Source organism: Jejuia spongiicola (assembly GCF_023502325.1).
Classification (GTDB): Bacteria; Bacteroidota; Bacteroidia; order Flavobacteriales; family Flavobacteriaceae; genus Wocania_A; species Wocania_A spongiicola.
The window spans coordinates 194,896-210,015 of record NZ_JAMFLZ010000003.1 but is presented as its reverse complement, the minus strand read 5'-3'; the positions used below and the strand labels follow the sequence as shown (position 1 = coordinate 210,015).

Sequence of the window (15,120 nt, the reverse complement as noted above, 5' to 3'; positions counted from 1 at the left end):
TCGCATTTAAAATTGATATTTTGTTACATCAAATGGTTATATTATTGACTGATAGCTTATCAGCTAAAATAAAATTAATATCAAATGAATATCGTATCAGAAATTGTAAAACAAAGCCAGCCAATTGAAGAAGTAACCTCTATTGATTCTACAACGTTTAAAAAAAACTACTTCAATAAAAAAAGACCAGTTATAATTAAAGGTCATGCTAAAGATTGGGGAGCAACTAAAAAATGGGGTTTAGATTTTTTCTTAAAACTCAAAGATGACAAAGATATTCTCTTATTATCTGACAACTTTATCCAAGACGATAATAGATACAAAAGCGACTCATTCAAAGCATATATTCAACGGCTAAAGGACACAGAAAAGAATAATACCCCAGTAAAAGATTATTTAACAACTCTAGATGTTTTTAAATATTATCCACATTTAAAAAATGATGTTGATTTTTCTCTGTTTGAAAAACACACAAAAACCAATGATGTTTCGGCTTGGATAGGTCCTGCCAATACTATTTCTGGTTTTCATGCAGATACAGCCAACAATTTGTATGCACAAATCAAAGGTGAAAAAATGTTTATCATAGCCTCTACTAAGTATAATAAATACATGTATCCTAGTAAAAAGCATATATATGGAGCTGTCGCAAGCGAAGTAGATATAAATAAATTTAGCTATGAGGAACATCCCAAAATCAAAGAAGTTGAGTTTCATAGTGTTATTCTTCAACCTGGCGATGTTTTATTTGTTCCTCAAAACTGGTGGCATTATGTACAGGCCTTGACACCATCTATTAGTATAAGTAATTTTGGCTATACAAAGTTTGAGATTTACAGTTTAAAGCTTAAAGAAAGAATAATACAATCATTGCACAAACGAGGTTATTATAAAGCTAATAATTGTTTTTGCTGCGAAAAAAAATAATTCAATAACAAAAAAAAAGCCCTCTTAGAGGGCTTTTTAGTTATATAAAATTCAATTATAACTCGTTAAAAATAGAATGCATTAAACGCTTTTTATCATTTAAGCTTTCTTCTAGAGAAATCATGGTTTCTGTCCTATAAACACCTTCAATATCATCTAGCATAAAAATAACTTCTTTTGCGTGCTCTGTACTTTTAGCTCTAATTTTACAAAAAATATTAAATTTACCAGTAGTTATGTGAGCAACAGTTACGAATGGAATGTTATTAATGCGTTCTAAAACAAATTTTGTTTGAGAAGTGTTATTCAAAAATACTCCAACATATGCTATAAATGAATATCCAAGTTTTTTGTAATCCAATGTTAATGATGAACCTCTGATTATACCAGATTCTTCCATTTTTTTAACTCTAACATGCACCGTACCTGCAGATATTAATAATTTTTTGGCTATGTCAGTAAAAGGAATTCTTGTATTATCAATTAACATGTCAAGAATTTGATGATCGATTTCGTCTAATTTAATTTTCCCCATAATTAACTATTCTTAAATAAAAAGCAAAATTAATACATTTTTACTAATAATTATATATTATTTTTGCCTTTTATTGTTCAAATAATGCAATTTTCTCATTATTCATCATAACGAAATCGTTTTCGTAACCTAACTGTAGCTCATTACCTTTTACATCATATACATTAAATCCATTGGCGTTTAATGTTTTATGAGCAAAAAAGGCATCTAGTTTTTCTATTTTTTCAACCTTAGGGACAAATTCTATTTTATTGTTTTTTAAAGTTTCATGATACATAACACCTATATCTTGCAATTCTCCTTCATACTTCCCTCCTAGTTTAGCATTTCTAATTACAACATCAAAAAAGCATTTTTCATTTTCAGGAATATCAAAATACGCCTTATATAAACTCCCATCAACAATATTATTAGAAATATAATTTAATGACTCAAGCATAGAAATATAAATATACTCTCGCGTTTTATCTCGTGCATAATCGTTGTAAAAATGGCCAGCTTCAAACAAAATTGTAGGCACATTTGCACTTTGAAATGTATCACCTACACAATTCAAATTAAAAGCGTCATCATAAACACCAACTTGATTGGGTATTACATTTTGAAGCATAGTATTCATAATTCCTATTACCTCCATGGCTATTTTACGATTTGAAGTAATTGTACAATCCTTATCTTGCGCTGGAGCTAAAAACGATACCGTAGCAGGTTTATTTGTCTTTCCTGCACTAAAAATTGTACGTTGCCCATGAAGATTGTAACAAAAATGTGGTTTAAACTCATCAAAAACCGATTTTATAACTTTACTTTCTGGTTGTGATAAATGTTGTGCGTCTCTATTTAAATCTACATTTTTTGCGTTAACTCTTGTGTAAGCAATAGCCCCATCTGGATTTAGAATAGGAATAATACATAAAGTACATGCTTGTAAAATAAAATCTAAATTAGAATCTTTACTTAAAAGCGTATTTAAAATATCAAATATTGCTTTAGTAGTAGTCGATTCGTTTCCATGCATTTGCGACCACATCAATATTTTTTTATTTCCGCTACCAACATTTATCGAATAGATGGGATTACCTAAAACAGATTTTCCAATTGTATTTACACTTAAAGATTTGTCTAATTTTTTTAATAAAGGTTCAATATTGTTGTTAGTAATATATCTATGGTTTAGACTACTTTCTTTGTGTTTTAAAAACAATGATTTAATATCTTCTACGTTCATTTATTTTTTTTAATATACAAATGTAAACATTTACTAATTTACAATTGTAAACAAAGTTTTCAAGTATCTTGTTTACATTATTATACAGATAGAGTGTTTTAATTGCCCAATAATCGTAATATTCTAACAAAAATTACATAGATATATTTAAAATATTTATTTTCAGATGTTTAAATTAGTTTATATAAATTATAAGTTTAATATTTACAATAATATAATGTGTTACGGATACTATTATTTCAAATATATCGTTACATTTGTAACGTATTTAGGTTTTAATACAAGTTTACAATGATAAACAATGAAGATTTTGTAAAACGACTCCAAAAAGTAATAGATTACTACGGAGAATCTGCCTCCTCTTTCGCTGAAAAAATTGGAGCACAGCGTTCTAGTATTTCTCATATATTATCTGGCAGAAACAAGCCTAGTCTAGACTTTATTTTAAAGATTCTTTCCTCCTTTCCAGAGGTTGAATTATATTGGTTGTTAAATGGCAAAGGTGAATTTCCAACTAACAATAATCCAGTCGATGAAAAAACTAAAACTCCAAAATTAAAGATTGAAGATGCATTGCAATCTGATATTGGTAACAAAAAAGAGATTGAACGCATAATTATTTTTTATTCTGACGGAAGTTTTAAAAATTTTCAAAATTAACAGCATTCTTTACTAGCTTTGCATAAACTATTTTTTATGCGCTTTTTATGTCTCCTCTTATTGCTTACCCTTTTTAGTTGTTACGAAACCACTAGAGACTGTAAAGATTATAAAACTGGTAAGTTTTATAGTGAAGTTTATATAAATGATGAATTATTTAAGTCAACATTTAATAGAACAAAGAAATTGCAAATAGAAACTTATAATAATAAAATAGATTCATCTAAATTAAGATGGATAAATGACTGTGAGGTGATTTTCAAAACTATGAACCCTAAAAACAGAGCTGAAAGAAAAGATATTCACTTAAAAATTTTAACCACTACAGATTCCTCATATACTTTTGAGTATTCTTATGTTGGCGAAACAAAAAAACAAAGAGGAATAGCCTATAGGACTAAATAGCAACTAATCAAATGGGTACAAAAATGATTCTACTAAATTAAATTTCAATTCTTTATTAGCAGTTATTTCGTAAGTTAAAAATATTTCACCCCAATATTCACCATCAGAAAAATCAGCTATAATCCACTTATGGTTTAGCATTTTAACTGTGTTAATTAATATTTTTCTGCCTTCACTTGCGGCATATGGCACAATAGGGTGATCGCCTTTGACTTCATTTAATTTATAAAGTTCGTCTTTTATAAAAGGAATCAATTCGTCAACATTGTAACCATCATTCTCAAAATAGCTAATTGCATCCTCATTTCTGCTTAGATTGAAATGTGAAAGACTTAAAACTTCATCTTGGAGCACTGCTAAAGAGTCTTTATACTTTACGGATTTAGCTTTATAGTTTTCTAGTTTAGTATTCATGTCTTCGAATATACGCTTAGAGTTAACATACTGAAACAATACTAATAATACCGAAAACACAAACAGATACATAAAAATTCTTTGTTTCATCTTTTATAATTTTACACGGTTATTTTTAAGCCATCATAAGCTAAAAAAACATTTTTTGGTAAACTTTGCTGTACTTCATCATGAAAGCCTAGCAAATGACTTATGTGCGTTAAATATGTTCTTTCTGGCCTTACTTCTTTAATAAACCGTAGAGCTTCTTCTAAATTGAAATGAGAAATATGAGGTTGAATACGTAACGCGTTAACAACTAAAACCTTAAGGTTTTTAAGCTTTTCAATTTCAACTTCATCTACTTCCTTTATATCCGTTAAATACGCAAAGTCATTAAATCGATAGCCAAAAACTTGAACAAAATAATGATTTGCATCAATAGGTACAACTTTAGTTCCCGATAAATTAAATGGCTTATTCTCAATAACATTTGTTATTATTGTTGGCGCTCCTGGATATTTGTTTTCAGTTTCAAAAATATAATTAAACCTATTTTTTATCGATTTAATTACGCGCTCATGCGCATATATATTCATATCTCCATTCATGTAGCACAATGGTCTAATATCATCAATACCAGCTACATGATCAGAATGTTCGTGTGTAAATATAATACCATCAATTTTTTCGCACCCGCATTTCAACATTTGCTGTCTAAAATCTGGACCGCAGTCAATTACATATGCAAAATTATCCCATTCAATCAAAACCGAAACTCTTAACCGTTTATCTTTAGGGTTTTCACTTAAACACACAGGGTGCTTACTTCCAATAACCGGAATACCTTGAGATGTACCTGTGCCAAGAAATGTGATTTTCAAAAAAAAAGCTATTATTTAACTACAAAAATAAGCTTATTTTTTTGTTTGCTATAGTTATTTAATACCTTTGTATTATTAAAAACAACTCAAAAAAATATTATGGAAATTACCATAAAGGGGGATAAAGAATTTGATGATATTCCATCATTAAAGTCTAAAGCACTACGCATAAATTTAAACGAAAATATTTACGGAACATTTGCTGAGATTGGTGCAGGTCAAGAAACTTGTCGCCATTTTTTTAGAGCTGGTGGTGCATCAGGAACTATTGCCAAAGCAATGTCTGCTTATGATAAAGATTTTAGTGACGCCATTTATGGAATAGAAGATGATAGACGCTATGTAACAGAAGCGCGCCTACGCAAGATGCTTTCTCATGAAATGAGTCTTATGGAAAAGCGTATTACTCGTGACAAGCATCCTAATAAAATATTTTTTACATATGCTAATACTGTAGCAACAATAGATTTTGCTAAAAAATTTAAAGGCCATGGCTGGGTAGGAATTAAATACCAAGTTGAAGCTGATGGCGATTATAACGAAATAATATTGCATGTTCGCTTTAAAGAAACCGATCCACGTTTGCAACAAGAAACCTTGGGTGTTTTAGGTACAAACCTTATTTATGGAGCTTTTTACAAGTACAACGAACCGAAAAAATTGTTACGTTATTTATATGATCACCTAGATAAAGATCAATTAGAAATTGATACAATCAACTTTTCTGGACCTGTTTTTAAAGATGTTGATAATAGACTTATGAGTTTACAGCTGGTCAAAAACGGTATGACTGATGCAGTTATGTTTGGTCCAGACGGTAACAATGTACTTCCAGCAAAAGTTTTATATAAAAAGAATATTTTAGCTTTACGTGGTAGTTTCAGACCTGTTACCAAAGTAAATATGGCTATGTATGAGAAATCATATGACATGTTTATTAAGGAAAACAAAGTGGATGCTGATAAAACCGAAGTTGTTTTCGAAATAACCTTATCTAATTTGCGTGCTGAAGGAGAAATAGATGAGCAAGATTTTATGGATAGAGCAGATTTATTATGCTCGCTTGGGCAATCAGTAATGATTTCTAATTTTCAAGAATACTACAAAGTAGTTGAATACTTCTCAACTTATACTAAAGCAAGAATGGGACTTGCCATGGGAGTTAATAATTTGATTGATATTTTTGATGAAAAATACTATCGTCATTTAAGCGGTGGGATACTAGAAGCATTTGGAAAATTATTCTTCAAAGATTTAAAAGTCTATTTATACCCAATGCTTGATCCAAAAACTGGAGAATTAATTAATAGTAAAAACTTAAAGGTTTATCCTCGTATGAAAGAGCTATATAAGTTCTTTAAATACAACGGAAAAGTAATTGATATTGAAGATTATGATACTAGTATTATGAGTATCTTTTCCAGAGAAGTCCTTCAAAAAATTGAAGATGGAGAACGTGGTTGGGAAAATATGCTACCAGAAGGCACAGCAGATTTAATTAAAGACTACCGATTATTTGGATACACTCGCAAACCTTTAAAACCAATAACTATAAAGAAAAGAGTAGTAAAAAAATAAGAATAGATTTTATAATAAAAAAGGCTTTGGTAAACCAAAGCCTTTTTTTGTCCTTACTCTAGAATTTGAGTTGCATGTATTTTGGCTTTTACTTTATCAATGATCTTCTCAATAATGCCATTTTCATCTATTACAAATGTTAGGCGGTGAATACCATCAAAAATACGCCCCATAAATTTTTTCTCTCCCCAAACACCAAAAGCATTTATAACTATCTTATCAACATCAGCTAATAAAGGATAAGGAAAATTAAATTTCTTTTTAAAATTTGATTGCTTTTTTTGAGTATCTGCACTTACTCCTAAAATCTCATAGCCTTGTTCTTGTAAAACCGTATATTCATCTCTTAAATTACAAGCTTCAACTGTGCAAGTTGGTGTATTTGCCTTTGGGTAAAAGAAAACAACTAATTTTTTTCCTTTATAATCAGATAGTTTTACGATGTTCCCTTGCTCATCATAAGCTTCAAAATTTGGTGCTTTATCACCTACTTTTAATGTTGTCATATTGTTTAACTTTGTTGTTGCTAAAATACAACTCAATGACCAAACAAGAAAGTGTAAACTTTATTATTAATACGCTATATAAACTATATCCAGAAATACCAATTCCTCTGGATCACAAAGACCCATACACACTACTTATAGCTGTACTAATGTCAGCTCAAAGCACCGATGTTCGCGTAAACAAAATAACGCCTTTGTTGTTTGAAAAAGCTGATAACCCTTATGATATGGTAAAGCTTACTATTGAAGAAATTAGAGAAATTATAAAGCCTGTGGGCTTATCTCCTATGAAAAGTAAAGGAATTCATGGATTATCAAAAATTCTAATTGAAAAACATAATGGTAAAGTACCTCAAAGTTTTGAGGCATTAGAAGAGCTCCCAGCTGTTGGTCATAAAACTGCTAGTGTGGTTATGTCACAAGCCTTTGGTGTTCCTGCTTTCCCTGTAGACACTCATATCCACAGGTTAATGTATAGATGGAATTTAAGTAATGGTAAAAACGTAGTTCAAACTGAAAAAGATGCAAAGCGTTTATTTCCAGAAGAGCTTTGGAATGATTTACATTTACAAATTATATGGTATGGCCGTGAATATTCCCCAGCTAGAGGTTGGAATCTAGAAAAGGATATTATCACAAAAACTATAGGCAGAAAGAGTGTTTTAAATGAATATTATAAAAAAAAGAAGTCCTGACGACTAACAATCAGGACTTTTCAAAATTTAGTTTAGAAGCGCTTCAAACTTCAATTTATTACAATTTATAACACTTAAAGCCTTAGAATAATTTAGAAGAAATTTAACCGTTTCTTCTCTCGGTTCGAGTTCGTTTAAACTTTTAATAGAATTTTCAGAGTAAAGTTTTGCCATTTTAATAAATTATGGGTTATTTATTAAGGTAACGTAACAAAACTATATTTATTGTGTTAGTTTGTTAAAACTATATTATGCTTGTCTATAATTTTTCTTAAATTAATTAATGCATAACGCATTCTTCCCAGGGCTGTATTGATACTAACCCCTGTTCTATCTGAAATTTCTTTAAAACTCATATCGCTGTAAATACGCATCATTAATACTTCTTTTTGATCATCAGGCAATTCATCAACCAAACGTCTTACATCATTTTCCACCTGTTCTTTTATTATAGTTTTCTCAGCATTCAAACTACTATCGCTAAGTACAGAAAAAATACTAAAATCACCACTATTATCAAATTTTGGCATTCGATTACTTTTTCTAAAAAAGTCGATAACCAAATTGTGAGAAATACGCATTACCCAAGGCAAAAACTTACCCTCTTCATTATAAGCGCCACGTTTAAGAGTACGAATTACTTTAATAAATGTATCCTGAAAAATATCTTCAGCTACATCTCTATCATAAACTTTTGAATAAATAAAACTGTAAATTTTTTGCTTGTGCCTTGTTATAAGAATTTCTAAAGCACTTTCATCTCCTTTAATATAGTTGCTAACTAAAGTAGCATCTGAAATAAGTTTGTATTGCATAATCATTACTTTTAGTGCATTGAAGCAAGCTTCTTTGCTTGGGGTTAAGTTTTTAAAAAGTAATGTTCTGCTATAGGCGAGAGTTGTTTTTGTAGTTAATACGAAATCAAATATAACAACAATCATTCCTAAAAAACAAAAAAAATCTATTTTTTTTAACTATTTATTAAACAAAAATCCATTTTTTAAGCTGATTTACTTATAGTATCTTTGCAAAATTATTCCTTTTTATAGCCTATGATTACTAATATTTCTGAAGTAAACCCGAAACAAAATATCGTTATTAAAGGTGCAAAATTGCATAACTTAAAGAATATAGATGTAGTTATACCTAGAAATAAATTAGTAGTAATTACCGGACTATCGGGTTCTGGCAAATCTAGTTTAGCGTTTGACACCCTTTACGCTGAAGGACAACGGCGTTATGTTGAAAGCCTCTCCAGCTACGCCAGACAATTTTTAGGCCGACTAAATAAGCCTAAAGTAGATTTTATAAAAGGAATAGCTCCAGCTATTGCTATAGAACAAAAGGTAAATTCAACCAACCCACGATCAACTGTAGGTACAACTACAGAGATTTATGATTATTTAAAGCTACTATTTGCTAGAATTGGTAAAACTTATTCTCCGGTTTCTGGAGATGAAGTAAAAAAAGATTCGGTCACTGATGTTTTAAAGTACTTAAAAACATTTTCTGAGGGTGAAAAATTATTGCTTTTAGCTCCTATTCATTTAGAAGAAGGACGCTCTATGACCGATAAACTTAAAGCCCTTAACCAACAAGGCTATGCAAGAATTAAAGTTAAGGATACAGTAATAAGAATTGATGAAGCCAATGATATAGGAAAAAAGAACATATTTTTAGTTGTAGACAGAATTATCATTAGAGATGAAGATGATTTTTTCAATCGCTTAGCTGATGCTGTGCAAACCGCTTTTTTTGAAGGTAAAGGAGAATGTATAGTAGAAACGCTTTCTGATAAGAAGAAACGCATTTTTAGTAATAAATTTGAAATGGATGGCATTACTTTTCTAGAACCTAATGTACATTTATTCAGTTTTAACAACCCTTACGGTGCTTGCCCTAAATGTGAGGGTTACGGCGATATTATTGGAATAGATGATGATTTAGTAATTCCAAATACAGGATTGTCTGTTTACGAAAATGCTATTTTTCCATGGCGCGGTGAAAGCATGAGCTGGTATAGAGATCAGCTAGTTAATAATTCTCATAAATTTGATTTCCCAATTCACAAACCATTTTTTGAGTTAAACGAAGCACAAAAACAACTTATTTGGACTGGCAACAAGCATTTTGAAGGTTTAAACTCTTTTTTCTCTGAATTAGAATCTAAAGCATATAAAATACAAAACCGCGTAATGCTATCGCGTTACCGGGGAAAAACGAAATGCAAAACTTGTAATGGTAAACGATTGCGTATTGAAGCTAATTACGTAAAAATAGCTGGAGCAACAATTACAGATTTAGTAGAAATGCCTTTAAATAAATTGGCAATTTTTTTTAAACAACTAGAATTAAACGATTATGACATACAAATAGCCAATAGACTTTTAAAAGAAATTAACAACAGATTATTATTTCTATCAAACGTCGGTTTGGATTATTTGACTTTAAATAGAAAATCTAACACTCTATCTGGTGGCGAAAGTCAACGGATTAATCTAGCCACATCATTAGGTAGCAGTTTAGTGGGCTCCATGTATATTTTAGATGAACCAAGTATTGGTTTACACCCAAAAGACACAGAGCGTTTAATTTCTGTTTTAAAATCGTTAAAAGATTTAGGAAATACTGTTATTGTTGTAGAACACGACGAAGATATTATGAAAGCGGCCGATAGTATTATTGACATTGGTCCAGAAGCGGGAACATTTGGCGGTCATGTGGTAGCAAATGGCTCTTTTGCCGATATTTTGGCTTCAAACTCTTTAACAGCTCAATATTTAAACGAAACTTTAAAGATTATAGTTCCAGAAACAAGAAGGGAATCAAAATATTATGTTGATATTATTGGAGCTCGCGAAAACAATTTAAAAAATATTGATGTTCGGTTTCCATTAAATATGCTTACAGTTGTTACTGGTGTTTCTGGTAGCGGAAAAAGCACCTTAATAAAAAAGATTTTGTATCCTGCTTTACAAAAGAAATTAACCGATTTTGGAGATAAACCTGGTCAATTTACAGCTTTAAAGGGAAATTTTAGTAATATTAAACATATAGAGTTTGTTGACCAAAACCCTATCGGACGATCATCTCGTTCAAACCCTGTAACATATATAAAAGCTTATGATGATATTCGTGCTTTGTTTTCAAATCAGAAACTAAGCAAAATAAGAAATTATCAAGCAAAGCATTTTTCGTTTAATGTAGATGGCGGACGCTGTGAGACTTGTAAAGGGGAAGGTGAAGTAACCATTGAAATGCAGTTTATGGCAGATGTGCATTTAGAATGTGAAACATGCAAAGGGAAACGCTTCAAAAAAGAAGTGTTAGAAGTAACTTTTACTGGCAAAAATATTGACGATATCCTAAACTTAACTATTGATGATGCTGTTGCTTTTTTTGAATCTAGTGATCAACAAAAAATTAAAACAAAACTTAAACCGTTACAAGATGTTGGCTTGGGTTACGTTACTTTAGGACAAAGCTCTTCTACCCTTTCTGGCGGTGAAGCACAACGCATAAAACTTGCTACATTTTTGGGTAAAGGAAACAATAAAGATAAAACGCTTTTTATTTTTGATGAACCTACAACTGGATTACATTTTCATGATATTCAAAAGCTCTTAAAATCTTTTAATGCTTTAATTGAGAAAGGACATTCCATCATTGTAGTAGAACACAATCTAGAACTTATTAAATGTGCTGATTACATAATTGATTTAGGTCCAGCAGGGGGTGAAACTGGCGGAAACCTTGTAGCAACAGGAACACCAGAAGATATAGTAAAAATCAAAACTTCAGAAACCGGAAAATTCTTAAAAGAAAAATTATAATTTTTATTTCAATAAGACAAAAATCCAACAAAACTAATAATAGCCACTGCTATTGGAATTACAATAATTAAATAAACAAATGAAGCCAAGCCTGATTTAAAAAAGCTTAAAAACCAACCATGTTTATAAAAACGCTTTATTGCTATAAATAAATAGAAATATGTAGAGACAACAAGTAAAAAGTCTATCCAATCAGGCACATCCCAAAAATAATTCACAATAAGTATTAAACTAAAAACCGTGAATAAATATGAAAAGAAGTAAAAACTAAATACCAAATGATGAGAATATGCACCTCTTCTATAAAATAATAATTTTAAAATTAACGCAAAAATTGGCAATAGAATAAATAAAGAGATTGGAATGGCATCATAAGCAGCTTGTAATATTTGTCCACCATTTCGTTGCTTATAAAACTTTAAGCTTTGTTCAAAAAACTTTCTTTTAATCGACCCTGCATCATCATTCATTCCCATAGCTTTAAAAATAGCTTCATTAGACGCATTTATAGCAATTAAAGAATCTACTTTTTTTGTGTCAAAATCGAATGTAGGCTTTATATTTTTACCATTCTTTGCATTAGTTTTTATTAAAGAATCTAATGCTTTTACTTGTTCCTCATTTATTCCTACAATACCTTCTTCTTTTAAAGGTAATAATATACTATCTAATTTTACTGAATCTAAAGCTTGTTGAGTTTTAATCTTTAAATTCTCAGAAACTAAAGGTTTGTCTAATGTTTTCTTTAACGCCGTATCTATTTCTTGAACTTGATCTCTGACAACAGTCGTAGTTAGCAAAAAGAAGAATACAACCGATATAAATAGGTATAGTTGTGCAGGATGCAGGTATAATAACCGTTTACCTTCAATAAAACGACTTGCTAAATACCCAGGTTTAAACAACAACGGAAAAAAGCTTTTAAAAAATCGCGCATCAAACGAAAAATAGTTACTTATTGTGTTATAAAATAAAACACCAATAGTAAGTTCGTCTTTAGCTTTTTGTCCACAATGTGGGCAAAACTCAAACCCTTCTTCAAAATTTTCTTCGCAATTTTTACAAGTTTCGTATTGTTTTTCCATTAAAATGATGATTTCTATAAAAGTAAAAAAAAGTATTAACAATTGCTGAATATTAAAAACCTGGCTATTAACGACTTACATTTTTGGCACATTAATTGAAAACTACAAAACAAATAGCGTAAGCCGAAAAGCTCAAGAGTAGGCAAAATTAAATCCTATATGATTATGAAAAGATTATTACTATTATTTACAGGCTTGTTAATAGGATTAACAACAGTATCAGCAACAGAGCTAAATTACAAAAACCAAAAAACCAAGTTGGACAAAACGAAACGCTATCGTTATGCGCAACCTATTATGTTTGTAGAACGAGGTGTTGAATTTTTAGTATTTCCAGATGGAAGCTTCGATTTTAATACAAATTATGAAGATACGTTTTATAACGATTCTTATTATAGAACACGAAACACTAAAAGGGGTCGTGTGAACACAACATACGGCGCTCCAGGTAGTCGTGTAAAGTATACTTCTTATAGACACAGAAATAGAGGTGTTTCAATTTCTCACGATAGAGATGGTAAAGTAAGGCGTATTGGTAGTATTTTTTTAAATTATGATAGATATGGGAAACTTAAACGTGTTGGCTCTATATACATGAGCTATAAGCACCGAAATGGCACATTAACTCAAGTTGGTGGCTTAAGAGTTAAGTATAACCATTGGGGAGAAATTGTATATACTCGTGGACAGGTAAATCGTTTTAGCAATAGTTGTAATATTTGTGGAGTTAGTTCTTGTGAAACAAACCATAATCATAGAGATAGACATGACAATGATTACGACAACGATTGGTATGACGAAGATGATGATTTTTACTATTACAAACAAAATGGCAAAACAAAGAAACATAAAAAAAGAAAACATTAATCCTTTATTCTAAAAAAGTGAATATCCCCTTGATGATTAATCATCAAGGGGATATTTTTATTAAAATTTTAAATATTCTATTTCAATATAGCTAATGGTTCAGTGCTTTTCCACTTGCCTCTTGTAAAGTCTGGAAATGCTTGAGGTGCTCCACCATAGGCTACAGACTTTTCACTTAATGGCGCAACAGCACTCCAATGACAACCTTCGTAAACATTTTGATCTAGTGGATCTCCATTACGTAAACATTCAACTATTCTGTAAAGCATCATAAAATCCATTCCGCCGTGACCTCCCATTGTTTTGGATAATTCACCTAAGCGCAGATATAACGGATGTTCATACTTTTCATATATTTTTTCTAGCTGTTCGCCTTGAGCCCAACTATGATGATCATCTGTTACTCCTTCTACACCTCCTTCTAATGCTATTCGTGTAGGAAAACCAGCTAACGCACCCTTTGTGCCTTGCACTAAATTAAGGCGAGAATATGGTCTAGGGCTAGTTTCATCCCATTGAATCATAATTGTTCTCCCTAAAGTAGTTTTAATAATTGATGTGTTAAAATCTCCTCCTTTATAGTCTAGTTTGTTCCACTTATGATCTTTAGCATAGTTTTTCTCTGCATAAGATTTTCTTCCTAAAGCCGGTGTAGAAAAAGAAACCAGGCTATTAAAGTTGTCTTCCCCTCTAGCTAAATTCATATATTGAGCTACTGGACCCAGACCGTGGGTTGGGTAAAGATTTCCATTTCTATCAGCATAATGATGTGTTCTCCATGATCCTGTACCTCTTTCTTGTTGATTCATTTGCCCCCTTAACTCGTGTATGTAAGCAGCTTCACCATGCAAAAGATCTCCAATAACACCTTGCCTGCACATATTTAAATATAGAAGTTCTTCTCTTCCATAATTAACATTCTCCATCATCATACAATGCTTTTGGGTTTGCTCAGAAGTAATCACGATATCCCACATTTCTTCTAAAGTAACCGCCAAAGGCACCTCAACAAAAGCATGGGCTCCCTTTTTCATAGCCTCAATAGCCATTGGAGCATGATTGCTCCAGTTTGTAGAAATAAAAACAGCATCTGGTTTTACTTCTTCCAACATTAACTTCCATTTATCCTCTCCACCATGATAAACAGCTATGTCTTTATGACGTGAACCCTTCCCTATTTTTTTGCATCGCTCAGCAGACAAATTAGCTAAATCTTCGTATAAATCACTTATAGCTACTATTTCAGTGCCTTCAATTGATGCTAATTGGGTTGCATGACCGCTACCACGAGCACCAACACCAATCATTGCAATACGTACTTTACTTAATTTTGGGGCTGCAAATCCTCCCATATATTTACCATCATGCTCAAAAATCGGATTGTTAGTTGAATAAGCTGGTAACATACTACCTAAGCTTAATGCAACACCAGAGAGTGATGTTTTTTTAATAAAGTTTCTTCTATTTAAATTTTTCATTGATATGGTTTTAAGCGTTTATATCATTAATAGCATTGAATTTTTG

Annotated in this window: 15 protein-coding genes; 7 read left to right on the top strand and 8 right to left on the bottom strand. The window is 31.0% G+C overall.

The features are described 5' to 3' along the window. The first annotated feature begins 84 nt into the window (after nt 1-84). Nucleotides 85-927: a cupin-like domain-containing protein gene (locus M3P09_RS08185; RefSeq protein ID WP_249972739.1), complete on the top strand. Its 843-nt coding sequence runs from the start codon at nt 85-87 to the stop codon at nt 925-927. 55 nt (nt 928-982) lie between these two features. Here the strand turns inward: M3P09_RS08185 and M3P09_RS08180 are convergent, their stop codons facing one another. Continuing rightward, entirely contained in the window at nt 983-1,462 is a 480-nt protein-coding gene (locus M3P09_RS08180; protein WP_099565807.1) for an Lrp/AsnC family transcriptional regulator, read from the bottom strand. A gap of 70 nt (nt 1,463-1,532) precedes the next feature. After that, a complete protein-coding gene (locus M3P09_RS08175) occupies nt 1,533-2,690 on the bottom strand; it encodes a M14 family zinc carboxypeptidase (RefSeq protein WP_249972738.1) in 1,158 nt (385 codons plus the stop codon). A gap of 291 nt (nt 2,691-2,981) precedes the next feature. Between M3P09_RS08175 and M3P09_RS08170 the strand changes: the two genes are divergently transcribed. Together M3P09_RS08170 and M3P09_RS08165 are read left to right on the top strand one after the other, a co-directional pair. Then, nucleotides 2,982-3,350 (top strand): helix-turn-helix domain-containing protein, encoded by a 369-nt coding sequence (locus tag M3P09_RS08170; protein ID WP_099565805.1) that lies wholly within the window; start codon nt 2,982-2,984, stop codon nt 3,348-3,350. 36 nt (nt 3,351-3,386) lie between these two features. Then, on the top strand, nt 3,387-3,755 hold the full coding sequence (locus M3P09_RS08165) for a DNA topoisomerase IV (RefSeq protein WP_249972737.1): 369 nt from the start codon (nt 3,387-3,389) through the stop codon (nt 3,753-3,755). A gap of 3 nt (nt 3,756-3,758) precedes the next feature. On the opposite strand, the gene M3P09_RS08160 is transcribed toward M3P09_RS08165, so the two are convergent. Next, nucleotides 3,759-4,259, bottom strand: a complete 501-nt coding sequence (locus M3P09_RS08160; RefSeq protein WP_249972736.1) for a hydrolase — start codon at nt 4,257-4,259, stop codon at nt 3,759-3,761. 11 nt (nt 4,260-4,270) lie between these two features. After that, nucleotides 4,271-5,032, bottom strand: a complete 762-nt coding sequence (locus M3P09_RS08155; protein WP_249972735.1) for an MBL fold metallo-hydrolase — start codon at nt 5,030-5,032, stop codon at nt 4,271-4,273. A 99-nt stretch (nt 5,033-5,131) separates the two neighbouring features. On the opposite strand from M3P09_RS08155, the gene M3P09_RS08150 reads away from it, so the two are divergent. Then, nucleotides 5,132-6,610, top strand: a complete 1,479-nt coding sequence (locus tag M3P09_RS08150) for a nicotinate-nucleotide adenylyltransferase (protein ID WP_099565801.1) — start codon at nt 5,132-5,134, stop codon at nt 6,608-6,610. A gap of 53 nt (nt 6,611-6,663) precedes the next feature. Here the strand turns inward: M3P09_RS08150 and bcp are convergent, their stop codons facing one another. After that, nucleotides 6,664-7,116, bottom strand: a complete 453-nt coding sequence (gene bcp, locus M3P09_RS08145) for a thioredoxin-dependent thiol peroxidase (RefSeq protein WP_249972734.1) — start codon at nt 7,114-7,116, stop codon at nt 6,664-6,666. A 35-nt stretch (nt 7,117-7,151) separates the two neighbouring features. Here bcp and M3P09_RS08140 point away from each other — a divergent pair, with 35 nt between their 5' ends. Beyond that, complete coding sequence (locus M3P09_RS08140) at nt 7,152-7,811, top strand: endonuclease III domain-containing protein (RefSeq protein WP_249972733.1); 660 nt, start codon at nt 7,152-7,154, stop codon at nt 7,809-7,811. A gap of 230 nt (nt 7,812-8,041) precedes the next feature. Here the strand turns inward: M3P09_RS08140 and M3P09_RS08135 are convergent, their stop codons facing one another. Continuing rightward, complete coding sequence (locus M3P09_RS08135; RefSeq protein ID WP_099566164.1) at nt 8,042-8,626, bottom strand: RNA polymerase sigma factor; 585 nt, start codon at nt 8,624-8,626, stop codon at nt 8,042-8,044. Nucleotides 8,627-8,863: 237 nt separating this feature from the next. Here M3P09_RS08135 and uvrA point away from each other — a divergent pair, with 237 nt between their 5' ends. Further along, on the top strand, nt 8,864-11,644 hold the full coding sequence (uvrA, locus tag M3P09_RS08130; RefSeq protein WP_249972732.1) for an excinuclease ABC subunit UvrA: 2,781 nt from the start codon (nt 8,864-8,866) through the stop codon (nt 11,642-11,644). Between the two features lie 8 nt (nt 11,645-11,652). Here uvrA and M3P09_RS08125 read toward each other — a convergent pair whose 3' ends face one another. Continuing rightward, complete coding sequence (locus tag M3P09_RS08125) at nt 11,653-12,729, bottom strand: DUF3667 domain-containing protein (RefSeq protein ID WP_249972731.1); 1,077 nt, start codon at nt 12,727-12,729, stop codon at nt 11,653-11,655. Between the two features lie 165 nt (nt 12,730-12,894). Here M3P09_RS08125 and M3P09_RS08120 point away from each other — a divergent pair, with 165 nt between their 5' ends. Further along, nucleotides 12,895-13,596, top strand: coding sequence for a hypothetical protein (locus M3P09_RS08120; protein ID WP_249972730.1), 702 nt, complete (start codon nt 12,895-12,897; stop codon nt 13,594-13,596). A gap of 77 nt (nt 13,597-13,673) precedes the next feature. Here M3P09_RS08120 and M3P09_RS08115 read toward each other — a convergent pair whose 3' ends face one another. Further along, entirely contained in the window at nt 13,674-15,074 is a 1,401-nt protein-coding gene (locus M3P09_RS08115; RefSeq protein WP_249972729.1) for a Gfo/Idh/MocA family protein, read from the bottom strand. Nucleotides 15,075-15,120: the final 46 nt, after the last annotated feature.

Bases quoted from the DNA above. Each gene is read 5' to 3' on its own strand.
- M3P09_RS08185 (WP_249972739.1), top strand. From the start codon at position 85: ATGAATATCGTATCAGAAATTGTAAAACAAAGCCAGCCAATTGAAGAA.
- M3P09_RS08180 (WP_099565807.1), bottom strand. From the start codon at position 1,462: ATGGGGAAAATTAAATTAGACGAAATCGATCATCAAATTCTTGACATG.
- M3P09_RS08175 (WP_249972738.1), bottom strand. From the start codon at position 2,690: ATGAACGTAGAAGATATTAAATCATTGTTTTTAAAACACAAAGAAAGT.
- M3P09_RS08170 (WP_099565805.1), top strand. From the start codon at position 2,982: ATGATAAACAATGAAGATTTTGTAAAACGACTCCAAAAAGTAATAGAT.
- M3P09_RS08165 (WP_249972737.1), top strand. From the start codon at position 3,387: ATGCGCTTTTTATGTCTCCTCTTATTGCTTACCCTTTTTAGTTGTTAC.
- M3P09_RS08160 (WP_249972736.1), bottom strand. From the start codon at position 4,259: ATGAAACAAAGAATTTTTATGTATCTGTTTGTGTTTTCGGTATTATTA.
- M3P09_RS08150 (WP_099565801.1), top strand. From the start codon at position 5,132: ATGGAAATTACCATAAAGGGGGATAAAGAATTTGATGATATTCCATCA.
- bcp (WP_249972734.1), bottom strand. From the start codon at position 7,116: ATGACAACATTAAAAGTAGGTGATAAAGCACCAAATTTTGAAGCTTAT.
- M3P09_RS08140 (WP_249972733.1), top strand. From the start codon at position 7,152: ATGACCAAACAAGAAAGTGTAAACTTTATTATTAATACGCTATATAAA.
- M3P09_RS08135 (WP_099566164.1), bottom strand. From the start codon at position 8,626: ATGCAATACAAACTTATTTCAGATGCTACTTTAGTTAGCAACTATATT.
- uvrA (WP_249972732.1), top strand. From the start codon at position 8,864: ATGATTACTAATATTTCTGAAGTAAACCCGAAACAAAATATCGTTATT.
- M3P09_RS08125 (WP_249972731.1), bottom strand. From the start codon at position 12,729: ATGGAAAAACAATACGAAACTTGTAAAAATTGCGAAGAAAATTTTGAA.
- M3P09_RS08120 (WP_249972730.1), top strand. From the start codon at position 12,895: ATGAAAAGATTATTACTATTATTTACAGGCTTGTTAATAGGATTAACA.
- M3P09_RS08115 (WP_249972729.1), bottom strand. From the start codon at position 15,074: ATGAAAAATTTAAATAGAAGAAACTTTATTAAAAAAACATCACTCTCT.